This is a genomic window from Ruegeria sp. HKCCD7221 (genome assembly GCF_013031225.1).
In the GTDB taxonomy this organism is placed as follows: Bacteria; Pseudomonadota; Alphaproteobacteria; order Rhodobacterales; family Rhodobacteraceae; genus Ruegeria.
In genome coordinates, this window is sequence record NZ_WPZE01000015.1 from 1 (window position 1) to 23,951 (window position 23,951).

General features: G+C 55.9%; 26 protein-coding genes, 1 tRNA gene and 1 pseudogene. 9 read left to right on the forward strand and 19 right to left on the reverse strand.

The window, feature by feature from the left end:
* The 3 genes from GOX73_RS20130 to GOX73_RS20140 all read right to left on the reverse strand — a co-directional run.
* On the reverse strand, positions 1–460 hold a 460-nt coding region (locus GOX73_RS20130), incomplete at its 3' end, for an adenylate/guanylate cyclase domain-containing protein (RefSeq protein WP_171127140.1).
* Positions 461–681: 221 nt separating this feature from the next.
* On the reverse strand, positions 682–1,482 hold the full coding sequence (locus tag GOX73_RS20135) for a glutathione S-transferase family protein (RefSeq protein WP_171127141.1): 801 nt from the start codon (positions 1,480–1,482) through the stop codon (positions 682–684).
* Positions 1,483–1,486: 4 nt separating this feature from the next.
* On the reverse strand, positions 1,487–1,930 hold the full coding sequence (locus GOX73_RS20140) for a cupin domain-containing protein (protein WP_171127142.1): 444 nt from the start codon (positions 1,928–1,930) through the stop codon (positions 1,487–1,489).
* Positions 1,931–2,114: 184 nt separating this feature from the next.
* Here GOX73_RS20140 and GOX73_RS20970 point away from each other — a divergent pair.
* From GOX73_RS20970 to GOX73_RS20150, 3 genes and pseudogenes are all read left to right on the forward strand, one after another.
* Positions 2,115–2,225: pseudogene (locus tag GOX73_RS20970) on the forward strand (LysR family transcriptional regulator); the annotation flags it as partial.
* 63 nt (positions 2,226–2,288) lie between these two features.
* Complete coding sequence (locus GOX73_RS20145) at positions 2,289–2,975, forward strand: LysR substrate-binding domain-containing protein (RefSeq protein WP_256367731.1); 687 nt, start codon at positions 2,289–2,291, stop codon at positions 2,973–2,975.
* A 328-nt stretch (positions 2,976–3,303) separates the two neighbouring features.
* Complete coding sequence (locus tag GOX73_RS20150) at positions 3,304–3,795, forward strand: DUF3291 domain-containing protein (protein ID WP_170458419.1); 492 nt, start codon at positions 3,304–3,306, stop codon at positions 3,793–3,795.
* 246 nt (positions 3,796–4,041) lie between these two features.
* On the opposite strand, the gene GOX73_RS20155 is transcribed toward GOX73_RS20150, so the two are convergent.
* The 9 genes from GOX73_RS20155 to GOX73_RS20195 all read right to left on the reverse strand — a co-directional run bounded on the left by GOX73_RS20155 (position 4,042) and on the right by GOX73_RS20195 (position 13,433).
* Positions 4,042–4,338: a hypothetical protein gene (locus GOX73_RS20155; protein WP_171135083.1), complete on the reverse strand. Its 297-nt coding sequence runs from the start codon at positions 4,336–4,338 to the stop codon at positions 4,042–4,044.
* Between the two features lie 886 nt (positions 4,339–5,224).
* Positions 5,225–6,769, reverse strand: a complete 1,545-nt coding sequence (locus GOX73_RS20160) for a ShlB/FhaC/HecB family hemolysin secretion/activation protein (RefSeq protein WP_171127144.1) — start codon at positions 6,767–6,769, stop codon at positions 5,225–5,227.
* 308 nt (positions 6,770–7,077) lie between these two features.
* Entirely contained in the window at positions 7,078–7,497 is a 420-nt protein-coding gene (locus GOX73_RS20165) for a hypothetical protein (protein WP_171126140.1), read from the reverse strand.
* 184 nt (positions 7,498–7,681) lie between these two features.
* Entirely contained in the window at positions 7,682–9,073 is a 1,392-nt protein-coding gene (locus tag GOX73_RS20170) for an alpha/beta fold hydrolase (protein ID WP_171126138.1), read from the reverse strand.
* Between the two features lie 95 nt (positions 9,074–9,168).
* Positions 9,169–9,534 (reverse strand): cupin, encoded by a 366-nt coding sequence (locus GOX73_RS20175; protein WP_171127145.1) that lies wholly within the window; start codon positions 9,532–9,534, stop codon positions 9,169–9,171.
* 49 nt (positions 9,535–9,583) lie between these two features.
* Positions 9,584–11,116, reverse strand: a complete 1,533-nt coding sequence (locus GOX73_RS20180) for a phospholipase D family protein (RefSeq protein WP_171127146.1) — start codon at positions 11,114–11,116, stop codon at positions 9,584–9,586.
* A 117-nt stretch (positions 11,117–11,233) separates the two neighbouring features.
* Positions 11,234–11,752 carry a GNAT family N-acetyltransferase gene (locus GOX73_RS20185; RefSeq protein WP_171127147.1) on the reverse strand — a complete coding sequence of 173 codons (519 nt, stop codon included), beginning with the start codon at positions 11,750–11,752 and terminating at the stop codon, positions 11,234–11,236.
* On the reverse strand, positions 11,749–12,303 hold the full coding sequence (locus tag GOX73_RS20190; RefSeq protein ID WP_171127148.1) for a helix-turn-helix transcriptional regulator: 555 nt from the start codon (positions 12,301–12,303) through the stop codon (positions 11,749–11,751). Before GOX73_RS20190 ends, GOX73_RS20185 begins: the two co-directional genes overlap by 4 nt.
* 113 nt (positions 12,304–12,416) lie before the next feature.
* Positions 12,417–13,433, reverse strand: a complete 1,017-nt coding sequence (locus tag GOX73_RS20195) for a Fe(3+) ABC transporter substrate-binding protein (RefSeq protein ID WP_171127149.1) — start codon at positions 13,431–13,433, stop codon at positions 12,417–12,419.
* 251 nt (positions 13,434–13,684) lie between these two features.
* On the opposite strand from GOX73_RS20195, the gene GOX73_RS20200 reads away from it, so the two are divergent.
* On the forward strand, positions 13,685–14,008 hold the full coding sequence (locus tag GOX73_RS20200; RefSeq protein ID WP_171126128.1) for a SemiSWEET transporter: 324 nt from the start codon (positions 13,685–13,687) through the stop codon (positions 14,006–14,008).
* A gap of 60 nt (positions 14,009–14,068) precedes the next feature.
* On the opposite strand, the gene ykgO is transcribed toward GOX73_RS20200, so the two are convergent.
* Together ykgO and GOX73_RS20210 are read right to left on the reverse strand one after the other, a co-directional pair.
* On the reverse strand, positions 14,069–14,194 hold the full coding sequence (gene ykgO / locus GOX73_RS20205; protein WP_008755722.1) for a type B 50S ribosomal protein L36: 126 nt from the start codon (positions 14,192–14,194) through the stop codon (positions 14,069–14,071).
* Positions 14,195–14,285: 91 nt separating this feature from the next.
* Positions 14,286–14,360, reverse strand: a tRNA-Val gene (locus GOX73_RS20210).
* Positions 14,361–14,507: 147 nt separating this feature from the next.
* Between GOX73_RS20210 and GOX73_RS20215 the strand changes: the two genes are divergently transcribed.
* Positions 14,508–15,368, forward strand: a complete 861-nt coding sequence (locus GOX73_RS20215; protein WP_171126126.1) for an N-formylglutamate amidohydrolase — start codon at positions 14,508–14,510, stop codon at positions 15,366–15,368.
* A 2-nt stretch (positions 15,369–15,370) separates the two neighbouring features.
* On the opposite strand, the gene GOX73_RS20220 is transcribed toward GOX73_RS20215, so the two are convergent.
* Together GOX73_RS20220 and pyrF are read right to left on the reverse strand one after the other, a co-directional pair.
* Positions 15,371–16,624: a DNA polymerase IV gene (locus GOX73_RS20220; protein WP_171127150.1), complete on the reverse strand. Its 1,254-nt coding sequence runs from the start codon at positions 16,622–16,624 to the stop codon at positions 15,371–15,373.
* A gap of 429 nt (positions 16,625–17,053) precedes the next feature.
* The gene (gene pyrF / locus GOX73_RS20225) at positions 17,054–17,743 is read right to left on the reverse strand and encodes an orotidine-5'-phosphate decarboxylase (protein ID WP_171127151.1); all 690 of its coding nucleotides are present in this window, start codon (positions 17,741–17,743) and stop codon (positions 17,054–17,056) included.
* Between the two features lie 168 nt (positions 17,744–17,911).
* On the opposite strand from pyrF, the gene GOX73_RS20230 reads away from it, so the two are divergent.
* Positions 17,912–18,217, forward strand: a complete 306-nt coding sequence (locus GOX73_RS20230; protein WP_254429267.1) for a hypothetical protein — start codon at positions 17,912–17,914, stop codon at positions 18,215–18,217.
* A 125-nt stretch (positions 18,218–18,342) separates the two neighbouring features.
* Positions 18,343–20,961, forward strand: coding sequence for an ATP-dependent chaperone ClpB (gene clpB, locus GOX73_RS20235; RefSeq protein WP_171127152.1), 2,619 nt, complete (start codon positions 18,343–18,345; stop codon positions 20,959–20,961).
* Between the two features lie 167 nt (positions 20,962–21,128).
* Here clpB and GOX73_RS20845 read toward each other — a convergent pair whose 3' ends face one another.
* From GOX73_RS20845 to GOX73_RS20245, 3 genes are all read right to left on the reverse strand, one after another.
* Complete coding sequence (locus GOX73_RS20845; RefSeq protein WP_371808673.1) at positions 21,129–21,245, reverse strand: cyclase family protein; 117 nt, start codon at positions 21,243–21,245, stop codon at positions 21,129–21,131.
* A 27-nt stretch (positions 21,246–21,272) separates the two neighbouring features.
* A complete protein-coding gene (locus GOX73_RS20850; protein ID WP_254428859.1) occupies positions 21,273–21,425 on the reverse strand; it encodes a hypothetical protein in 153 nt (50 codons plus the stop codon).
* Between the two features lie 184 nt (positions 21,426–21,609).
* Positions 21,610–21,801: a hypothetical protein gene (locus GOX73_RS20245; RefSeq protein WP_171127153.1), complete on the reverse strand. Its 192-nt coding sequence runs from the start codon at positions 21,799–21,801 to the stop codon at positions 21,610–21,612.
* Between the two features lie 383 nt (positions 21,802–22,184).
* On the opposite strand from GOX73_RS20245, the gene msrP reads away from it, so the two are divergent.
* Entirely contained in the window at positions 22,185–23,087 is a 903-nt protein-coding gene (msrP, locus tag GOX73_RS20250) for a protein-methionine-sulfoxide reductase catalytic subunit MsrP (protein ID WP_171127154.1), read from the forward strand.
* 4 nt (positions 23,088–23,091) lie between these two features.
* Positions 23,092–23,706 (forward strand): protein-methionine-sulfoxide reductase heme-binding subunit MsrQ, encoded by a 615-nt coding sequence (gene msrQ / locus GOX73_RS20255; RefSeq protein WP_171127155.1) that lies wholly within the window; start codon positions 23,092–23,094, stop codon positions 23,704–23,706.
* The last annotated feature ends 245 nt before the right edge of the window (positions 23,707–23,951 follow it).

Consider the following 23,951-nt stretch of genomic DNA (forward strand, 5'->3'; position numbering starts at 1 on the left):
TGTGACCGCAATCCGCCAGCGGAAGATCTATCTTGCCAGCTATTTGCGCCATTACTTCTCCTGAAACCGCGATTCCACCTGGTTCCGCTATTGCCTCAAGCCGTGCGGCAGTATTTACGCCGTCTCCGAGAATATCGTCGCCGTGTACAACGACATCACCGAGCGAAACTCCGACTCGTAAAATGAGTGGGTCGTCACTGTTAGATTGGCGTGCTTCGCGCGCACACGCTCTTTGAATATTGATTGCACAATTGACCGCTTCAAAGACACTCGAGAACTCAGCCAAAAACCCATCGCCAGTAGACTTAAAAACACGACCCCGGTTTGCTTCCACCTGCATGCCGATGATTTCACGTTCTAGTCGAACCAACTTAGCTAATGTTCCGCTTTCATCGCGTGATACCAATCCTGCGAAACCGACTATATCGGTGGCCAGAATGGCCGCTAATTTGCGTTCCATCTCCGTTGCTCCGAGCTAATAATCTCCAAATGGTGCCTGCTTACTTTAGCATAAAATCGGTCGCAGCGAGCCACGGTAGCTGAGGTGTTATTTCCAGTTTTGAAAGATCCTTCAGTGCTGCGATCAGCCAATCATACTTGCTGCGGAGAACGGCAACACGAGTCCAATTTGTTCGATGCCGCACAGCGCACAAATGTCCGGTGTTGACTATTGCCCCATGGTCAGGCGACAAGGCCTAGCTCTTTGTCGGTAGCTGTCGCTGCATACTTTTCCCTTGGGGGCATGGGTCTCGATTGCCAAGGCGGTTCGAAGGTGAAACTTGAAACGCTGCGACCGTTAGGCAGGGCACCGTTTCCGGCCCCGAGCGCGTAGTCGTAGTAAAGCTTGACGATCTCTTCTTCGGTCACCTGCGCTGTTTCTGGATGCGCCATGCATGCATCACGCCACACTCGTACCCGGTCATAATCTTTGCCAACGGGTAGTTTGAACCCTTCGTAGTAGTCAAGGAACCAAAACCGCTTGAACATCGGGGTAAAAACAGCCTCTGCCAAACCGAAGTTCTCGAACAGGAATGGGCCAGTCGGATTATGATGAGCTAAGAAATCATCAAGGTCTCGATAGAGCGCGAGGAGTTTATTCAAATGCTCATCTCGGCGCGCCTGATCCTGATTCATGACAAAGAGATAGCCTGCCATTGTAAAGGGTCCTTCGCGGGCGATCAGCATCGACTCAATGGCATGTTCGGTAGGATCACTGCGGCGCAATGGTGCTCCCGGGAGGGCTTCGTCAAGATAGTGCAGGATCACGAGGCTTTCTTTCAAAATACGACCGTCGCTTGTTTCCAGCACGGGCAAGGCTGTCGTACCTCGGGTCTTGGCTAGCAATTCAGGGTCGCGCGGCTTGGTGATGTCTACTACACGAAATTCTACGGCATCCGTCAGTCCGCGCAGCGCAAGTAGGATTTCCAGTCGCTGCGAGAAGGGACAGACGGGGATATGATACACGATGTGTTTGCCAGTCATGGTATCAATCCAATGCTGGGCCAGTGAAGGCCATGTTGTGCCGCTTGGCGCTCTCTTCGATAGCAGGCATGTCCTCGGGAATGCGGCACTGACCGGCCGCCATGTCGGAAAAGAAACCTTCGAATCCGCCGGGTGTCAGGATCACGAGATGGCGGCAAGGTTCGTCGTCTGTCACCTTGAAGGTATGTTCCTTGCCTCGTGGGATGAATACGCTTTCGCCGACCCCTGCGGAAAACTCCTCGCCTTCCAACCAGAACCTGCACGTGCCGGTCAGAATTACGAAGGTTTCGTCTTCGTTTTGATGCACATGGCGTGGAGGGCCGCTACCAGCAGGAGACCAACTGTCCACTATAGACATAGTGCCGCCTGTCTGTTCTGGGCCGAGGATGGTTTTGTATTTTACGCCGAGCCATTCGATGGCTCCGTCGATTTGGGCCAGGTCCTTCATTGTTTCTCTCCATTGGCATTGGATTCAAACGAAAGCGCTTCCGTTGACAGAAGCCTATCTGAAGGCCAACCTATCAGGCAAACCGCAATATCTAATATAGGATATCGGCTAGGTGAATTTCGCTACACTGGGCCTCAACCTTTTGCGCGTGTTGGACGCCCTCTTTAGCTAAGGCTCAACCGTCAAGGCGGCCGACAAGCTCGCCATGTCGCAATCCGCAGTCTCCGGTGCATTGTCACGTCTTCGTCATGCCTTGGACGACCCCCTTTTTGTCCGGCAGGGAAACCGTTTGGTCGCTACCGATTATGCATCCAAAATTGAATCCGGTTTGCGCGAAGAACTTGAACGTCTGGAAGCTTTGCTAGCCCCACCGGCTACCTTTGACCCGCAAACCGCTGAAGGCACTTTCCGGATTGCCGCCAGCGATTTTTTCGCGGAACTCCTGATGCCGCCTTTGGGTGATTTCCTGCAAAAGTCGGCGCCCAATCTACGAGCGCAGCTGGTTGATCTGGTTCCGAATGACTATGTGGCCAGTCTTGAGCGACGCAACGCTGACATTGCGCTGATCCCGGATTTGCTCCTGCCGGACTGGGTCAATCGGGAGCCGCTTTTCCATTCGCCGTTCTACGTGATAGCTCGCAAGGGAAATCTAAAGCTTGAGGGGCTTCAGGAAGGGACACAAATGCACATGGATACGTTCTGTGCGCTCCACCATGTCTTGTTCTCCCCCGAAGGGAACTTGGCCGCGATGGGCGATGCTGCCCTAAACCGCGTCGGAAAACAGCGACAAGTTGCTATGACAGTGCCCGTCTTCAGTGGCGTTTGCCGCGTGGTTAGCGAAAGCGACCTCATCGCGCTTGTACCCGCTCAGCTCGCAAGGAAAGTGGCCAAGACATTCGAACTGAAGGTGTTCGAACCTCCGATGCACATTGAACCAGCGTTGATCATCGGCATCTGGCACAAGCGTTCCGACAACGCCCCGATGGCGGCTTGGATGCGTAGCCAAGTCTTCGAATTGATGAAGGCGTTGGACTTAGACAGTTAGTCAAACTGTCCTAAGCAGCGCCTTTCGGACAGAAGCAAGTTGATGTTTCGAATAACTGAATCGAAATAGATTCCATCAGCCAATGCAGACATTCGCTCAGCCGCAGCGAACACACGTTTTGCCCGCTTATCGAAAATTGCAAAGACTGGTTGAAAAGGTCCGTTTTGGGCCGCTGTTTGACAAACGAACAAACCGCAGAGGATGCATTGAGCGAACAGCGTCGGCGTTGTTTCTGCGTGTCGGTTTGTAGGCCGCAGATCTAAAATCGCTGGACAGAGTCAGAGCTGCTGGTGACTGTAGAAACCACGTTCAGCGGTGGAGATATTTTGTGGAACATATTGCACAAATGAACATGGGGTACTTGCTACACCCTCCAGGCGATCCCCGTATTGCAGGGTTCGAGGACAACTCGGATCGTCTGAACGCTGTCGCAGATCGATCCAAAGGTTTTATCTGGCGCCTTCAAGGAGAGGGCTACGATCTCCCGGAGAACGACACGGGTGCATTGTTTGGTCGGCCACACGTCGCACTGGCGACGCTATCGACTTGGCAGAGCTTTGCAGACTTAGAGCATTTTGTTCACAGGACTATCCACGGTCAGTTTCTTGACCGACGGATGGAGTGGTTTGAGCATTTTGATGAGCCAAGCTATGTTATCTGGCCGATCCAGGCCGGACATATTCCGAGCCTGATTGAAGGAAAGGAAAGACTTCTTCGGTTGAGAAAAGATGGGCCAAGTCCGGAGGCTTATGACTTTGCAACAGGTAGGGATATGGTTGCTAAATTACCAGCTCAGCGACTACAAAGTCGACTCGACTAAGGATTGATTTGCCCCAATAAGAATGCACTTTTGATTGAGTTTCGGTGAGTTTAAGCTGATAGATTCACGCTACGACAATCACCAATTGAGCGTGTATGGTGAACCGCGCAAACTTATGGGCAAATCGTGCAAAGTTATGCGCAAATGCCGCGCAAAATTATGGGCGACGACACCCAGATTTTCTGAACAGAATCAATGATAGGAATGCAGCGTTATGCGCGCACCACGTAATTTACCAAGCGGGTTTCATCGCTGCTTTCGTTTAACCGAAATAATGCAGCCAGCATGTTTTGGATGCCGTGCTGGAACATCGCGTGCCATTGCATCCACGTTTCCCAGATGCCGCAACGCCCCGTTGTTCAGCAAAACACCGCGCCCGGCATCATACCGGCGCTGTCCAAATCCGCTGGCAACGCATTCCCAGTCTTCCTTGGCCGCCGCGTTGCGGAACTTCGGTAGGTCGTGCGGGTCATGCCGTCCAGGTGTTGCTGCGACGTGGTCGTGTTTCTTTGAATTGCTTTGGTGGGTTAAGTGGTGGCTCACTTGTGTTGTGCCGGGTTGCTGGATGGTCCCAGTTGTTGGCCTCGGCTTTGGGCGCATGATTGTCACGATGCCTTGTGGTTTTGGATGTCCGGGGACGGCCACATGAGTTGCCGTAGGTTTTGGGGTCACTTGTGGAAATTGGCCTGGAACCGCCGTGGGAACCTGATTGGGCGTTGCGGTTGGGACAAGCGGTGGCGTCGCTGTCGTACCGCTAGGTTGTGGAACAAGGCCGGGCACTGCGACCGGAATCTGGTTTGGTGTTGCAGTCGGGACCAGCGGTGGCACAGCAGTTTGACCGGTGGGCTGAGGTGGGACTTGGTTTGGCGTTGCGGTTGGCACAAGGGGCGGCACATTAGGTTGAGGCGGAACCTGGCCAGGGACAGCTATGGGAACTTGATTGGGAGTCGCAGTCGGAACTTGCGGAGGCACAACCGTAGGTCCGGTAGCTAACGGGGGAACCTGATTGGGAACGGCCGTTGGAACCCGGTTTGGTGTCGCGTTTGGTACCAAAGGCGGGGCAAGAGTCGGCGCTACTACCGGCGTTGGAACCTGACCGGGAACCGCTATTGGCGTCGCGATAGGAACTTGATTGGGAATTGCGTTCGGGATCGCGCCCGGCGCAAGGACCGGCACGGTAACGGACGTGGGTGTTTGCTGCGTTCCCTTAGGCGGCAACTGATTTGCCACCGGCTGAGTTGGGCCAGTAACTTGATTACCTGCCCCTTGCCCACCAGCCTGCCCGCATCCTTGGCTCGACTGGTGCGGGTTCCCTACGCCTCGGCACCACCCATAGTGATTTCCGCGGGCAACGACCTGAGTAGCGGCCAGTTCTGCAATCAAACAAGCTGCGGTAAGCAAAACAATGCAGTTCCGTTTCATAACATCCTCACCAACTTGTTGTCAGAGCAAGATACGCGCCAGGATCGCCAGAGTCGGTCAAAGGGCCGTCTCTCAAAGGGACACCAACGTATCCGGACAGGAATAGGTTTCGTTTGAACTCAACGTCCAAGCCCAGACCTGTCGACGCCAGTGTAGCATTATCAACTTCAAAACTCGCAGGGTCATTGTTCGTGATGTAACCAATGTCGAAAAAGGCAAAGGGCGTTAGGCGATGGACGCTCTGGGAACTGGGGAAGTAGGAATGAGACACTTCAAAAATCGCGGAAATCCCAGAATCACCGTCCACCTCGTCAAACCGATATCCGCGCAAAGCATAACGATCACCAAGAAAGTACTCTTCGACAGAAGGCAGACGGTCAGTTGTGTACTGCCCCCAGATTTCAGTCCGCCACGCAGTGTTGGGCGATAAGCCCGTCAGCGGGCTTTCGTATCCGATGCCGCCCCGCAAGTGCCAGAACGAAGAGTCCCCGTCGTCGAAATTGGCGTCTGTCGTGTCAGTGTCATTGTCGCCAAAAGATAAGGTTAATCCGGCTTCCAGCGCCTGTCCTTCTGAATAGTTTTGCCCGTAAAGATATGTAAGGCCAACGACGCTGGCGTCGCTGGAAAGTGGAACGCCTCCACTAACAGAATCCGATTCTGAAAGGCGATAATCCAGCAGAAGGTATCCGTAACGAGCTACATCGCGGATCACCGGGTAACCCATCGCGACGGTGAAGTTCTCGCCGTCTATATCGGTTCTTGCAAAATCCCCCGAGAGGTCACGTTTTGCGTTTATGTTCCCATAAAAGATCTCACCATACAGACCATTGCTGTTCAGCGGCGTGCGATAGGTAAGAGCCCCCCATAAAGAGTGTTCATCGTCTTTGTCCCAATTGTAATTGCCGGACCCCTCAAATCGCAGCAAATCACCGACGGCCAGCGTCGAGTAGAATTCTTGCACAACATAGAAACTGAGCGACTCCCCAAGTTCACGCGGGGGATTGTCGAGTGTCGCACTACCGGCTTGTTTGCGCAGAGGTTCTCCCAATACTCTCAGCCGGGCACCAGCCTGATCCGGGTAATCAAGTTCGGTCGACAATTCCAAGTCAGGGATGTCCTCGGCTAGCATCACTGCCCGCTCAAACTGTTTGAGAGTTACTGGATATGCGATGGTGAGAGGGCGAAAGATCTTTTCCAGGGTTTGGAATGTGCGGGTATCTACGCCTTCAATTTCGATGGTTTGAATGCGTCCTTCATCCACAACAATGCTCTGCCCATCAGGGCCGGGCCATGCCTCTGCCAGGAAATACCCGTCTTCCCGGTAGATTTGAGTGATCGTTGACGCGACTTCCGAGGCCGTGATGCGCCCGGACCGGTCAAAGGCTAGCTGACCGGCAAATGTTAACAGCTCATCTGTATCATAAACCGTTACACCGCTGACTGAGTGCCGTGATGCGATGTCCCATGTTTGGGCGAAGCTGTTTCTGGGAACTGATACAGCGGCCACAAAAGCGCAAAAGGCCGCAAAGGTAATCAAGCTGAATAAGCGCATTTTCGACACCCTCATGGGAATTGAGTATGTTGCCACTCGATCTTATTATGAGGTTCGAATAATTGAACTTGTTGCAACGTAAGTTATTTCAAGAGTGGTGCTTTCTAGAAACAGAGCAAACAGCCTATGAATGCGCCCACTCTGTCGCTGTAAGCAATGCAACTCCCATGCATCGAATATTGCCTGTGGCCCCCTGATGTCGAAGCTCACCTTCTTGCGGGCGTATCTACAGACGCGTTGGGTGCGGTCATTCCGCAAGTTGCGCATCGAAACAGCCAAAAGCTACGTTCTGAGCAGTGGGCCACAGCTTAGTCGCGCGGAACGCCTTTGGCGCGTCCGGCGGCATCGACCACGCGTTCGTCACCCGCTCTTATGCACTGTGCCGGGAATTGGCCCCCGAGTTCCTTTCTGGGGGATGTCATCCAATAGGCCCGTTGCCAGGGCGTCATTTCACAGGGCAGCGCCTTGAGGACTTTTTCCATCAGCGGCAAAGGGGTCCCGTCCTCGGCGAATTGAAACGAGGGGAAAGCGTCAGTCCCGTCATGGGGCACGGACATTATTTTTCCCGTTCTCTTCCAGATATCTCCGATCCTCGTGATCTGCCAGGATCCGTTCTTCCATTGCGCATGAACCGATGCGTCATCCAGCAAAGGGTATTTCTGCGCGAACTCGTTTCTTTGAAGGTCAGTGGTGGCGCTGCAATGCGCGCCAATATGCGAAGGGTACATCTATCAACTCATAAAACTCATTAAACATTCTCGGATCATAATGCCCGAAAGTGATTCCCGGCAAAATGAAACTGATCACTCAGCAGACTCAATTTCTTAGCGTGGCGCGAAAACACAGTTTGATGGGGCGTCCAACGCAGCGGTCTGACAATAGGCTAAGACATTGGCGCGTTGGAATTTGATCCTAGCTGCCGTGTTCTTTCAGAAAGGGTCCGATTTCCTGAAAGAACTCATCAAACCCCGCATGACCCCGGATCATGCAATGGTTCGAACCGGGAAGTTCGACGAACTCGGCTGTGGGAATTTCACGCGCAGTTTCCCGGCCTTCGCTGATCGGGGCGGCCAAATCGCCTTTTGCGTGCAGGACCAGCGTTGGAACACGAATGCCTTGCGCATCGGCGCGCGCATCTACATGGGCGTTCATTTCCATGATGCGAAGCGCCGTTTCCGGGCTGGCGGAAATGCGTTGCATTTCATCAAAGCTGGCCCCTTCTTCCGGCGTGGCATCAGGCATATAGCATGACGTAAAGAAGTGGCGGTAAACCGGATTGGGTGACCCCCAGCCGGTCGATACCATGGCGCGTGACGCTTCGTAGAATTGCTCAGCCTCTGCGTCACCGCGAGACATGCGCCCTCGGACGTAGCCTCCGAGAAGGACAAGGAACTTGACGCGCTCGGGGTATTTTGCGGCAAACCGGACGGAAAACGCCGATCCCTGACTGATCCCCAACAGCCCGAAACGCTCCAGCCCGGCGGCGTCGGCAACGGCGACAATGTCATCAATCATCCGGTCCTCGGATATGTCGTCAACGTCCCAATCGGACAGGCCATTGCCCCGCTGATCGAAACGAACCAGTTGGCACAGTTTCGACATCTCGGACAGGAAATCCCCCCAGACCGGGCTGGTCCATTCGTATTCGATGTGGTTGAGCCAGTTCGGAGCCTTCAGCACAGGCGTTCCCTGCCCGGTGCTTGCCCATGCAAGGTTGACCCCATCCTGTGACCGGCAGAACTTGACGCGCTGCTGCAGCGAAATGTCGGGCGCTTTTCGTTGCCGGGGCGCTTGTGGCGACCAGTGCCAGACACGGATCGGACGGCTGATATTCTTGACACGTTGGCCGCCCATGTCCCGAAACGGGGCATCGACCCTGTCTTGGACGGCCTGATGCACGATATCAGAAACGCAGACACCGCCCGGTTCCGCAAGACCTTCCAGTCGCGCCGCCACGTTCACCCCGTCGCCGAATATGTCCCCGTCATCGAAAATGACGTCGCCCAGATTGATACCGACGCGAAACCGGATTCTCTGATCGTCCTCCAGTTCGGTTTCGTTCTGGTTCATGGCCTTCTGGATATTGACGGCACATTTGACCGCGTCCTGCACGGACTCAAACGTGGCAAGCATGCCGTCACCGGTGGTTTTCACGATACTGCCACGGCTGCGTGCGATTTCGGGGTCGATCAATTCCCGGCGGTATTTTTTCTGACGGGACAGGACGCCCAGTTCGTCAAATTCCATTAGCCGAGAGTAACCCACCATATCGGCGGCAAGGATGGCCGAAAGCCGCTGTTCCATATCCGTCTCCTCCAGAACGCCAGCGAGAAGGTGCAGTTCAATGCGACCAGTATACCCGAAATCCGCCCGCGCGGGGTTTTGATTGAGGTAGAGAGCTATCCGTACTGGATAATGACAGCTTCAAAATCCCCGGGGCTGGTGACCATGGTGTGGTGACCTTTGCCATGGGTATCTTCCATATGCCACACGTCCCCAGGGCTGATATCGCGTATGTCGCCATCGCTTGCGGTAACCCGAACAGACCCGGACAGGCAGACAAGCTTCTGCGCGACAGGCGTTGGATGGACGGGTTCGTCCCACCCGGATTGCAACCGTAGAAACATAAATTGAGTGGCAGGCTCGGGGTCAGATACTTCGATGGCCTTGGCAGGCGGGGCAAAGCTGCGTTCACGCAGCGGGACGTCGATGTCGGTCCAATGGCTTTCCCCGTCAGCGTCGGCATACAGCTTGAAAAACTTCATAGCCTTTCTCCTTCCTGTGAATGGCCCGTCCGCTGGGTCGCCATATCCCCTAAAGTTGTGATCCGATGGGCAGAACCGCAAAGAAGCCGGCCAAAATATGATCCCAAATGGACCCGGTCGGTTCCGCATCATATTCCGCTATGGTGCCGTCCTCGTTCTGGGTGGTCCATTTCAACTGGCCAGTCCTTTCGAGTGTGACGCTGTAGGTATAGGCTGGCAAAGCGTCATCAAGCGCGGTCATGGTCTGCGTGGTCAGCGCGGGAGAGTCGATCAGAATACCCATTTCGGTGTTGATGTTGACCGATCGCGGATCCCAATTGAAAGACCCCACGAATAAGTAACGGTCATCTACCGTAAACGCTTTGGAATGCAGGCCCGAACGTGATTGCGCCCAGTTTATGCCCCGCCGTTGAACCTGATAGGCGTCTGGGCGCAGCTCATAAAGCTCAACCTCGCCGCGCAACAGGGCGCGGCGTTTCTTGGCATAGTGGGCATAGACCGGGGCGACATCGTTGGAGGCCAGCGAATTGGTGACGACTTTAACCTCGACGCCGCGGTTTTCCATCTCGGTCATCCATCTGACGCCATTATTGCGCGGCACGAAATAAGCCGAGATAATATTCACCTCGCTTTTGGCATCTTCGAAATACGGCAGCAGTTGCGAGGCAAGAATGGGGTCCGTGCTGTCTGCACCGGCCGCTTTGGACGGCGGGTCGGCGTAAAGCTGTGCGGGAACCCAATCCAGCCTCAGCGCCCCATCCGCAAAGTTTTCTTTCGCTGATCTGCGCAAGGCTGATCCATAGGGCGTCGGCTTTGCCTCCTCCACAAGTTCGGTCAGGCGGATACGGGCGTCGCTTAACGAAATGGTTTCGGGGTCTTCGATGACAACGCGCGCTGGGACCGCAAAGTCGCTGTTCCAGTAGGCATCAAAGCTGTCCGAGACCTGACGCACGACAGGGCCTGCCGCAAGCACATCAAGGTCTGCATAGTTCATTTCTTCGCGGGCCAGAAAATATTCGGCGCCAATGTTGCGACCACCTACGATGGAAAACACATTGTCGGCGGTCATCGACTTGTTGTGCATGCGGCGATTGATGCGTTTGAAGTCGGTCAGTCCGGCGATCAGCAGACTTTGATCCCGCCAGAATGGGTTGAACAGGCGGATCTCGATATTCTCGTGCTTGTCCAACGCGGCCGTCATCGCGTCGTAGCTGGACGTGTCCATATCATCCAGCAGCAGGCGGACTCGCACGCCCCTGTCGGCGGCCTGCAGCAGGCTGGCAGCAAACAGGTGCCCCGTCGTGTCATTGTGCAGCAGGTAATACTGCGCGTCGATCGTCTGTTCTGCTGCGGCGGCAAGCAAAAGGCGCGATACAAGCGCCTCTTCTCCGTCACTGATGAGCTTGACGCCGGACCGACCGTCCCTTGGGTCGCCCAGTCGTTGCGCCGTTTGTGACAAGCTGCTGTTCGGGCGAGCCGAAACCGAAGTTGTTACGGTCTTTTCATATGTCCGTTGTGTTTTGGCACAGGCGGCCAGAACCACGGCGCACAAAAACAGACCCCCAAATAACCGCGGCTTCATGCAAGTCCTCCAACCATCCTGTTGATAGTGACACGGTGAAGGGGAGGTGTTGCAAGTCTGTTCCGGGTTTTGCCCGGCGTTTCCGGGGCCGTTGTCACCTGGGCGCAATGCCTTGGTTCAGGACAGGTCTTTGAACATATAGGTTGTCGGCTCCAACCGGTTTTCGAACGGGTTCCGGCAATAATCCGGTATTTCCCCGGCGATCTGAAAGCCAAGGGATTGATACAGGATAAGCGACGGGTCCGTGCTGCGCGTATCCAGAACCAGCATCGTTCGACCCAGTCGTCGCGCCCGTTCTTCTAGGGCGGCCATCAATGCGCGACCCAGCCCTTTGCGTCGGGCTTTAGGGTGAACCAACAGCTTGGCCACATCTGCCCTGTGCGGCTGGTTAGGCATGGTCGCGGGTATCAGTTGCACGGTCCCTACAACCCGGCCTGCGTCCCGTGCGGCAAATACGTCCAAGGCACCTGATTGCGCGCTGGGCCACACGTGCGTTCGCCAATAATCCCGTGCCTCATCCGGTGAAAAGGGTAGAACGAATCCAACGCTGGCGCCGTCCTGCACGCAGGCATGTAGGATGTCGGACAGATCGTCCAACGCTTCGTCGAGTTCCCTTTCCACAAGCCGTGAGATCATATTAGCACCAACAAATATCGTGCACCCCGGGTCGCGGGCGTTTCAAATCGCGTGGGGCCGGACAGGTGATACCGCAGGCAGTCCCCCCCGGTGAGCGTATGTGCAACGCCATCCACGCTCAGGGTCAGGGCACCATCAAGAAGGATCAGGTGATGTTCCTGCCCAGGTTTGGGCGGCGTGTCATAAGTGATCACTGTGTCGGGTGGCAGGTGCCCCTCCAGCACTTCGCCATTCAGCCCAGCGGCCGGAGGCGAGACAGACCGGCGCGTGAACCCGGTTTCCGGATCACGCCATTCCGGTTGACGTTCAAATGGCACACGAGGCTCAAAACTGTCTTCGACCATCATCAGCAGGCGCGACATCGGCAACCCGTAAGCGGCGCAAATCCGGCCAAGCGTTTCTGCAGACGGGCTGACATCACCCTTTTCCATGCGGGACAGCGTCGCCCGGCTGATCCCGCTTTGATCTGCCAATTGGTCCAGCGATAAACCCCGCGCGCGGCGCAGCTCATTCAGCCTTTTGGCAAGGCGATGCGATAGGTCATGCATCATAATCAAAAGTGAGAAAAATTTTCATATATGAGAAGTACGCTGAAAACATAGCAATATCAACAAAAAAGGGCGCAGAATTCTCTGCGCCCTTGTTCGTGACTTTGTTGGACTGATTACTTCCAACCAACTTCGTTGAAGATTTTCTGCGCCTCGGGGATGTTCTTGGCGACTTCGGACAGGTTCACCTTGTCTGCCTTGAAGGCGCCCAGCGATGCGACGTTGTCGGCCAGCGCCACACCTTCCACGGCGGGGAATTCATCATTGCCGTTCGAGAAATAAACCTGCGCTTGCTCACCGGCGAGATATTCCAGGAACTTTACCGCGTTCTCTTTGTTCGGCGCGTGGGCGGCAACGCCTGCACCCGACAGGTTCATATGCGCGCCCTCGGCGTCCTGAGCTGGGAACTGCACGCCGATCATGTCGATATCTGCGCTCAGGCCCTTCACATCTTTACGCAGCGCGCGGGCGAAGTAGTACGAGTTGGAAACGGCGATCTCACATTCACCCGAGACAATCCCGCGTAGTTGGTCAGTATCACCGCCCTGCGGGTCTCGTGCCATGTTTGAAACAACGCCTTCGGCCCATGATTTTGCGGCCTCGGCACCGTGGTTCGTGATGATCGACGCCAGCAGGGTCTGGTTGTAGGTGTTGCTGGACGACCGGATGCAGACCAGACCTTTGTATTCCGGCTTGGCCAAATCCAGATAGCTGGCAGGAGGGTTTGCGACATCGGCCTTGTCATAGAAGATGATCCGCGCGCGCTGCGAGAAGCCGTACCACTGGTTGTCTTCGTCCTGTAGATTGGCCGGGATGCGTTCTTCCAGAACCGCGCTGTCGATCGGTTGCAGGATGCCGGCGTTCTTTGCGCGGGCCAGGCGCGAGGTGTCCACGGTCAGCAGGATATCGGCGGGCGAGTTCGCGCCTTCGGCCTCCATACGGGCGATCAGCTCGTCGGCCTTGCCTTCGATACGGTTGATGGTGATGCCGGTGGCGTCTTCGAAATCGGAATAGAGGCGCTCGTCAGTGTCGTAATGGCGCGAGGAATAGAGGTTCAGTTCCCCCTCGGCGGCGGCGGAGGTTGAAATCAGGGCCGTCAGAGCGGCGGCAACGCATGTAGAGGATTTCAGCATCATATGTCCCAACAGTGAAATTTCGTGCCGGGCTATAACCCGACTGATTTGGTCAATTAAACGATTCTCAGGGGGATGCAAGGTAATCTGACAAATTTACTTGGGAAAATGATCGCTGATACGGGTATTTACCGTGCCTGGGTTTTTCGTTTTTCTTGGTGGCGGGCCCGGAAACGGCTAAATTGCCGGGAAGCTTCCGGGTGATGACTGCGGATTGTTTGTATTGAGCGCCATGCGAAGGGGCACATTTGATGACGGAAACGCTGGCTGAAAAGCTGGAGAAATCAAACCTTGGTCACTGGATGGCCCGGTTCGAGGGATTTATGGTTTTCATTGGCGTCGTCGGCCCGTTTGCAACGCTGCCGCAGCTCATGAAGCTGTATTTCACGCATTCCCAGCACGCAAGCGGTCAGTCCCTGTTGTCATGGTCCCTATACGCAGTGCTTTCGATGCTGTGGTTTTTCTACGGTCTGGTTGTGGGAAAATTACCGATCTATGTGGGCAACGGAATTTCAATGGTTCTCAACATTCTGATGGTCATCGGTATCTTGATCCATGCAGGGATCACGTTCTGACCTGCCAACAAAAAAACCGCGCTCGGAGGCGCGGTTCTTTCTATTCGAATTAAGCGGTTCTTAGCCCTGGCGAGCTTTGAACTTGCGCTGCGTCTTGTTGATCACGTAGACGCGGCCTTTGCGACGCACAATCCGACAATCACGGTGCCGGTTCTTGAGCGAGCGGAGCGAGTTCTTGACCTTCATGGGTCTGTCTCCAATCTGCGGCGCCTTCATCAAAGACGTGGCCAGCGCCTGGGTTAATCGGGTGCCCCGGATAACCGGAACAGTGAAATCATGGTGGGCGGTACAAGGATCGAACTTGTGACCCCTTCGATGTCAACGAAGTGCTCTACCGCTGAGCTAACCGCCCACTTACCTTTGCGTGCCCTGCCCCATAACGAAATGGGGCGCGGAACCCCGCGCCGGTAGCGGGGTCTATAAAAGGAGTCGCAAAGGGGTTCAAGGGGTTTGGAAGAACTATTTTCCGGTCTATGTTGGGCGCGAACAAGGAGTCGTTATGCAGAACACAGCCTATGTATTGGATTTGCCCGCCAAGCGCACGTCTTGTGTTGTGTTTTCCTCTCCTCATAGCGGTCGGAATTACCCGCAATCGTTGCTGCAGCGGACGGTTCTGAGCCGGGATGTGATTCGATCCTCGGAAGATGCCTTTGTGGATCAGTTGTTTTCGCCCGCTGCCGAATGTGGCGCGCCGCTGATTTCGGCGACTAAACCCCGCGCCTATCTGGACCTCAACCGTAGTGCCGAAGAGCTGGACCCGGCTTTGATCGAAGGTGCGCGCCGTCAGGGTCACAATCCTCGGGTTACATCGGGGTTGGGTGTGATTCCACGCGTCGTTGCGAATGGGCGCGCGATTTATCGTGGCAAGCTGACGATGGACGAAGCGCGTCTGCGTATCGATACCTGTTGGCGACCCTATCATGCACGCCTGAAGTCTTTGCTGAAGGAATCGCTGGATTCTTTTGGACAGGCGATTTTGATCGACTGTCATTCAATGCCGCATGAGGCGGTCGCAATGGCAGGGACCAACAGCACCCGCCGACCACAGATTGTTTTAGGGGATCGGTTTGGCGCGTCTGCCTCGCCCGAGATCGTGGATCGGATCGAAGCGGCGTTTGTCTCGGCCGGGCTGACGGTCGCCCGGAATGCGCCGTTCGCGGGGGCCTATGTTACGCAAACGTATGGGCGGCCCGGACGCAATCAGCACGCAATTCAGATTGAGATCGACCGGTCGCTTTATATGGACGAAACGCGGATTACGCCAAACGCCAATTTCGCTCCGTTTCGGGAAACGCTGCGGCAGGTCATCATGGAAATCTCACAGATTGGCGACGAGTCTGTGCGGCTGGCCGCGGAGTAACCTCATCGTAAGGCGCGACCCTTGACGATGGCGTCGGTTCCGAAGCGACGCCGGATTTCGTCCGTGGCGCGTTCGGCTTGCGATCGCTGGGATGCGCCCGGATCCAACAAGTCGCCCGAGATATCAGCCTGATTTTCAGAGCAGAGATCGGAAATGCCACATCCCAACAAGCGATACGGACCTTGATCGCCCACCTGATCGAACAGCCCGCGCGCGGTGCGGTAAATACGATCCGCGATCTGCGTTGCATCCCGCAGCGAAACGCGCCGGGTTAGTACTTTGTGGTCGGCTTTTTTCAGCTTAAGGGTCACGACGCGCCCCGCCAGCCCTTTGGCTTTGGCCCGGTCAGCCACTTTTTCCGCCATGCGCCACAGGTGGCCATCCAGAATGTCCAAATTGGCCGTATCTTCAAAAAACGTTGTTTCGTTGCTGATGGACTTCATCGGTTCATGCGCGGAAACACGGCGTTTGTCCTGCCCGCGCGCCAGATGCCAAAGCCGATAACCCATTGACCCAAAGCGCGAGGTCAGCGCCTCTTGGTCCCAGCGCAACAAATCCGAGAATGCGCGGATACCGGCGCGATCCAGCGACTCTTGCGCGGCGGGGCCGATGCCCCAGATCAGGCGGACGGGCTTGTCGTACAGAAAGGATGCCGTTTCCGCCTGTCCGATAACCGAAAACCCGCGTGGTTTGTCCAGATCCGAGGCAACTTTTGCCAGGAACTTGTTATGCGACAGCCCGATCGAACCTGTGACGCCCAGTTCATCCTTCATACGCTTTACAAGGCCTGCCAACATTACTGCAGGCGGCGCACCGTGCAGGCGTTCCGTGCCGGACAGGTCCATGAACGCCTCGTCCAAGGACAAGGGTTCGATCACGGGGGTGAGCTCATCCATCATGGCGCGTATCTTGCGCGAAACCTCGGCGTAAACTGACATGCGGGGCTTTATCACGACGGCCTCCGGGCAGAGTTGCAGCGCCTTGAACATCGGCATCGCCGATCGCACCCCGCGGATGCGAGCAACATAGCAGGCGGTTGACACAACACCGCGTTTGCCCCCGCCGATGATCACCGGCTTATCCGTAAGTTCCGGGTTGTCCCGTTTTTCGACCGAGGCATAGAAAGCATCACAATCCATATGCGCAATTGACAGGTCGAACAGCTCTGGATGCGATTTGATCCGGGGGCTGCCACAGGCACCGCATCGGTGAGCATCCGAGGATATGGACAGGCAATCTCGGCAAAAGCCGGGCATCGGGCACTTCCCCTAAACGTCAGTGCAAATCGGAGGGTCACTTATACCACTCTGCCTCGTCGGGCAAAGCGCGGACAGGTGCAAATCGTGAAAATTGTTTTCGAAAGAAGACCCCCCGCAAGTGGGCGGGGGGAGGTAACGGACCTCAGGAAGATACGGTCCGCGGGGAGTATCACAAGCCTAGAATCGCGCAAAAACCCGCGTTTCGATAGGACCTAGATCACATAACGAATTCTCGTATTTTTCATGTGTGTTTTGGGGCACAGGGACGATTTGGCGCGGTGCGCGGGAAAAGTGACGCAAGGTCAAGTTGTTGCCGGCCGTTTTTGTGCGATTTTCCGGGCGGTTCACTCGGTCCGTGGCCGTGGCTCCAAAGAAATTAACATGCCAATTTTTTAGTCAGCCGCGGTTGGGCTTGGCTGCCTGAAGCTATGAAAGCTCGTTCAGAATCGCGTGAGCGGCGGCTTTGGGATCGTCTGCGCGATAGATCGGGCGGCCAACCACGACGTGATCTGCCCCGTTAGCGATGGCGTTTGCGGGGGTGGCCACACGTTTTTGGTCGCCAAGCTCGGCCCCGGCGGGGCGAACGCCGGGGGTTACGATCAGCCGTCCTTCGGATTGGGGCAGGGCGCGGATCAAAGCGGCCTCTTGCGGGCTTGCGATGACACCGTCCGCCCCGGCCTCAAGCGCGCGCGCGGCACGTTCAACCACCAGGTCTTGCACGTCACCGTCCTTCAGCAGGCTCGCATCCAGATCATCGCGGTTCAGCGAAGTAAGGATTGTGACGGCAAGGATCTTCAGGTCCTTGCCTGCAGCGCCTTCTTTTGCGGCGCGCACAACATGGGGATCTCCATGCACCGTCAGAAAGTCCAGATCGAACTGCGCCAGACCCCGAACGGCATTTTCGACGGTATTGCCGATATCGAACAGTTTCATGTCCAGAAAGATGCGTTTGCCATGATCTTGCTTCAGCTCATTGGCCAGCGCCAGCCCGCCGCCGGTCAGCATACCCAGGCCGATTTTGTAGAAAGACACCGAGTCACCAAGGCGTTCGGCCATGGCCAGACCTTGCAGCGCATTCGGGACATCGAGGGCAACGATCAGGCGGTCATCGGACATGGGGCGCTCCTTTTTGGCAAACGTCGGCGTCCTACCGGGTTTGGTGGCTTCTGTCCATGCAGGATAGAGGAGTGACTCAGATCACGGCACGGGGTGCTTAATGTGATATCATGCCCCTGAATTGCAGGAGCGGATTTGAGAATGAAACGGAATATACGACAACTAATCATGTTGGGTTCAGCCCTGGCATTGGCAGCGTGTCAGGATATGCCGCTGGAGGAAGAGGCGGCTGACATGGTGATCAAGACCCCGACCAACGACAATCTGCGTTTGGTTGCGGGTTATCGTTCGACCGACGATGATTGCCAGTTGACCGGGGAAACGGCCTTTACCATCGACTTCCTGGATGACGCGGCTGATCTTGTGTCTTGCCCGACGGGCAGCGACGCAGCCCAATCGTTGGTTGAAATGTACAACGCGCGGGAAGTGGCTGAAACCGGAGGGTACACGGTTTACACAATACCGCGCAGATAGGGGTTGAATCTGTGTTCAGCCTCTTGAACGGGGGCAGATATTTCCCAGATTGAATGTGAGGCTCTGACCGACGCATGCCGCCAAGCGGGTGCATCAAAACAGGGCGCTTGGAAAAGGAGATTAATATGGACTTGAACAAGTTCACCGAGCGGGCACGGGGTTTCGTGCAAGCGGCGCAGACTATTGCGATGCGGGAAGAGCATCAGCGCCTGACGCCCGAACATTTGCTGAAAGCATTGATGGATGACGATCAGGGGCTGGCCAGCAACCTGATCACACGCGCCGGGGGCGCGCCCAGCCGTGTTGTAAATGCGCTGGACGCATCTATGGCACGCATTCCAAAGGTCAAAGGCGATACCGGGCAGGTATATCTGGATAGCCAGACTGCCAAGGTTCTGGCTGAGGCCGAGAAAATCGCCACCAAGGCAGGCGATAGTTTTGTTCCTGTTGAACGCATTCTGATGGCTTTGTGCATGGTGAAATCCAAGGCCAAGGATGCCTTGGAAGATGGCGCTGTGACGGCGCAAAAACTGAACGAGGCGATCAACGACATCCGTAAGGGCCGTACCGCCGACACCGCGTCTGCCGAGGACGGCTATGACGCGTTGAAGAAATACGCGCGCGACCTGACCGAGGCTGCGGCTGAGGGCAAGATTGATCCGATCATCGGACGCGATGAGGAAATCCGCCGTTCGATGCAGGTTCTGTCGCGCCGGACCAAGAACAACCCCGTTCTGATCGGTGAACCCGGCGTGGGTAAAACCGCGATTGCCGAGGGTATGGCCCTGCGTATCGTCAACGGCGATGTGCCGGAATCGCTGAGGGACAAGAAGCTGCTGGCGCTGGATATGGGCGCGCTGATTGCTGGTGCGAAGTACCGTGGTGAGTTCGAAGAACGCCTCAAGGCTGTTCTGACTGAAGTCACCGAAGCCGCCGGTGAGATCATCCTGTTTATCGACGAGATGCATACGCTGGTCGGCGCCGGGAAATCCGACGGCGCGATGGATGCTGCCAACCTGATCAAGCCCGCGCTTGCGCGGGGTGAGTTGCATTGTATCGGCGCGACCACGCTGGATGAATACCGCAAATACGTTGAAAAAGACGCGGCCCTTGCACGCCGGTTCCAGCCCGTCATGGTGCAGGAGCCCACGGTCGAGGACACGATCAGCATCCTGCGCGGCATCAAGGAGAAGTACGAGTTGCACCACGGTGTGCGCATCTCGGACTCGGCGTTGGTCTCGGCGGCGACGCTGTCGCATCGCTATATCACCGACCGTTTCCTGCCCGACAAAGCCATCGACCTTGTCGATGAGGCGGCGTCGCGCTTACGGATGGAGGTGGACTCCAAACCCGAGGAGCTGGACCAACTCGACCGTCAGATTCTGCAAATGCAGATCGAGGAAGAGGCGTTGAAGCTCGAAGACGACGCGGCCTCCAAAGACCGTCTGGAAACCTTGCAAAAGGATCTGGCCGATCTGCAGGAGAAATCCGCCGAGATGACCGCCCAGTGGCAGGCCGAGCGCGACAAGCTCGCGGGTGCGCGCGATCTAAAAGAACAACTCGACAAGGCGCGCGCTGATCTGGAAATCGCCAAGCGCGAAGGCAATCTGGCCAAGGCCGGGGAACTCTCCTATGGCGTCATCCCTGAGCTTGAGAAAACGCTGACCGAGGCCGAAAACGCCGAAAGCAACGCCATGATGGCCGAGGAAACGGTGCGTCCGGAACAGATTGCTTCGGTGGTCGAGCGCTGGACGGGTATTCCGACTTCGAAAATGCTGGAAGGCGAGCGCGAGAAATTGCTGCGGATGGAAGACGATCTGCATTCTCGCGTGATCGGTCAGGATGCCGCCGTCACTGCCGTTGCAAACGCCGTGCGCCGTGCGCGGGCTGGCCTGAATGATGAGAACCGCCCGCTGGGCTCGTTCCTGTTCCTCGGCCCGACCGGTGTAGGTAAGACCGAGCTGACAAAGGCCGTAGCGAACTTCCTGTTCGACGACGACAACGCGATGGTGCGCATCGACATGTCCGAGTTCATGGAGAAACACGCGGTTGCTCGTCTGATCGGTGCCCCTCCGGGCTATGTTGGCTATGACGAAGGCGGTGTGCTGACCGAAGCCGTGCGGCGCAGGCCCTATCAGGTCGTGCTGTTTGACGAGGTCGAAAAGGCGCACCCGGATGTCTTCAACGTGCTGCTGCAGGTTCTCGATGATGGCGTTCTGACCGATGGTCAAGGCCGCACTGTGGACTTCAAGCAGACGCTGATCATCCTGACGTCGAACCTTGGGTCTCAGGCGCTGAGCCAACTGCCCGAAGGTGCCGACAGTGCGCAGGCACGGCGCGATGTGATGGATGCAGTCCGGGCACATTTCCGGCCCGAATTCCTGAACCGTCTGGACGAGACCATCATCTTTGACCGGCTCAAGCGGGCCGATATGGATGGTATCGTCGATATCCAGATGGCACGTCTGCAAAAACGTCTGGCTGCTCGCAAGATCGAGCTGGCGCTGGACGACGGGGCCAAGGAATGGCTGGCGAACGAAGGCTATGATCCGGTCTTCGGCGCACGTCCGTTGAAACGCGTGATTCAGCGTGCGCTGCAGAACCCGCTGGCCGAGGCTTTGTTAGCCGGTGAGATCAAGGATGGTGAGACCGTTCCAGTGACCGCCGGATCGGATGGGCTGATCATCGGGGATCGGCTGGGAACGTCTGAACGACCCAGACCAGATGACGCTGTGGTTCACTGATTTAAAGAACAAGAAAGACCCTCCTGATCGGAGGGTCTTTTTTTCTGCCCGGATCAAATTGCAAAAGTTCGCTTTTCATATGGGGTGGGCCACGCGGGAATAGGTTGGTTTCATCCCGACTTCGTCAGATCATCGCGAATATCCGTGCAGTCCCGCCAGTCCCCCCTTTATGTTTCGACGCACAGTCGTGCGATCAGATCCGATACCGGAATTTCGTCGACGGAAGCCCCGTCAGCCGAAAAATCCAACGGCGCATCAATATGGGTACCCGTATGTTCGTTCACCGTCAGCTGTTGCAGGTTGAAACCGTATTAAGAAAACTTGAACACAGGCTCTGCGGCGTAGCCGGGTTCGTCCAGATAGGTGGGAAAATCGGGGCTGATGGTATGGGTCATGTCTTTTATCTTGCCGTCACCCGCTGCCATCGCCATAGGTGCTGACGCGCTGGCGTCTGCTGCAGCCACCCCAGACGCAACTGCCGCTTTGAAGATCGACCTGCAGAGCCTTTTGGTGAGAACGTGTCCCCACGGCGATCAAATGCATCTGTTTGTAGGAATGCACAGCCCCAACAAAAAACCCGCCAGAGAAGGCGGGTTTTTCCAGAGTCGGTTGGGGCTGGTACAGCCCCGTGTGTTGGATCAGGTGCCGTCAGGCGCCGGTCGGCAATGCGTTCAGGTCCTGTGCGTTGTTTTCATCCAGGCTCGTGTCTTCACCGATTTCCTCGCAGGTCACGGGGAAGGTTTCATTCGAGTCGCACCCGGAGATGGGGTAGGTTTCTTTCTCAGCGCATGCAGCGATAAACAGAACCAGCGACAAGCCCGCAACCAGTTTCGTTTTCATAATTCGTCCTTTCCGATCAAATTTGCCGTTTCATTCAAAGCGCGACCTCAGCGACCGATGTCCATTGGTCGTAAACTCCGTCCCTTCGCGCCTAGAAAAACGTAAGCGCAGGAACTGTGCGCTGTATGGCGTCAATATCAAGCATGACGCTAGGTCCCCTAATTAAACAAAACGAAAAAACATAGCGGAATGGCCTGAATGCGTCACTTGGCCCGAAATTTGCATGTTGTCGGGTGTGATCCGCTTTTTGGATAAGGGCCAAGCACTCGGTCGACCGCCGCTTTCGTTACAGTCACTTCTCCCAATCGTGACGCATGTTGCCTTGGTCCTGTGTTAAGACCGACCTACCTGTTCCTTAACACTGGCCAATGACGGAGAAATACATGGCGCATCGCTGGACCAACACATTGACGCGGGCAGATGTCACCCCGCGGGCGGCCTTCTTGAATCGTCGCCAGGTGATGGCGGGGCTGGCCGGAGTTGGTTTGGCCGGGATGTCGCATAAAGCCAGCGCGCAGGAAGCGCTGGAGCCGAACACTTGGGAAGAAATCACCTCGTACAACAATTATTATGAGTTCGGGACGCGCAAGGATGATCCGGCCAAATATGCCCATTCCCTGGTGACGGAGCCCTGGAGCATCAAAATCGACGGTCTGGTCGACAGACCGGGTGAGTACGACTTCAAGGATGTAATGTCCGAGATGACCGTGGAAGAACGCATCTATCGGTTTCGCTGTGTCGAGGCGTGGTCAATGGTCATTCCATGGAATGGATTCGAACTGTCGGATTTGTTGAACATGGCCGGTGTGCAAGAGGGTGCCAAATTCGTGGCGTTCGAAACGGCATACCGTCCGGATGAAATGCCTGGTGTCCAATACCCGGTTCTCGACTGGCCCTATCGTGAGGGGCTGCGGCTGGATGAGGCGATGCATCCGCTTACGATCATGGCAACCGGTATTTATGATCGCCCAATCCCGAACCAGAACGGGGCTCCTTTGCGTCTGGTGGTGCCGTGGAAATACGGGTTCAAGTCCATCAAGTCGATCGTGCGCATCACGCTTTCGGATGTTGAGCCGCCGACCAGTTGGAACATGGCCAATCCGCGCGAATACGGGTTCTATAGCAATGTGAACCCGAACGTAGATCACCCGCGCTGGTCTCAGGCGTCAGAGCGCACTATTGGCGGCGGGCTGTTTTCGAAACGTATTCCGACGCTGATGTTCAACGGCTATGAGGCCGAGGTGGCAGGTCTTTACGACGGCATGGATCTGTCGGAATACTACTAAGCGCATGCAGACCGTGAACCAGATACTCCGCCGGGTGCCTGTATGGGCCGTCTACCTGCTGGGCCTGATCCCGGCACCGTGGCTGTTCTATCAGGGTCTGACCGGAGGGTTGGGTATCGATCCAATCGAGGCGCTGGAGCATCGGTACGGAGAGTTGGCGTTGCAGCTTTTAATCGCAGTGCTTGCTGTTTCTCCGCTAAGGCGTTTTGCAGGTCTCAATCTGCTTAAGTTTCGACGTGCATTGGGTGTGCTGACATTTACCTATGTCAGCCTGCACCTGCTGGTGTGGCTTGTTCTGGATGTGCAGTTGCCAAGTCAGATTTGGGCGGACATCCTCAAACGTCCCTACATTACGGTTGGCATGGCCGGGTTCCTGCTTTTGTTGCCCTTGGCCCTGTCTTCCAATGATCTGTCGGTACGCCGTTTAGGTTCACGTTGGCGCGCCCTGCAGCGTCTGGTCTATCCGGCTGCGATTTTGGGTGGGTTGCATTACGTGATGCTGGCAAAAGGGTTCCAGATCGAACCGCTGATCTATCTGAGTGTGATTCTGGTCCTTCTGGCCCTGCGTTTGCCACTTTCGAACCCGTTCAGCCGATTCCGACAAGCCGATTCCGCCTGATCGCTGACTGAGTCTGTGGGTAAGCTTGTGCAAAACCTGAGTCGCACATGAAAACGGTGGCCTGAGGTGTTCGTTTTGCAAGGCGAATATAATTCAATACTATGAAAATAAACAATAAATTATATCCTCTGAGTTTTTTCGAATTTTTCTGAATTTTCCACTTGCGGCTTTGTGGGGTAAACCTTAGAACCCCCTTCACCGGCGCTGCTGAGGCGGTGCTGACGGATCGGAGAGACGGTCGGACG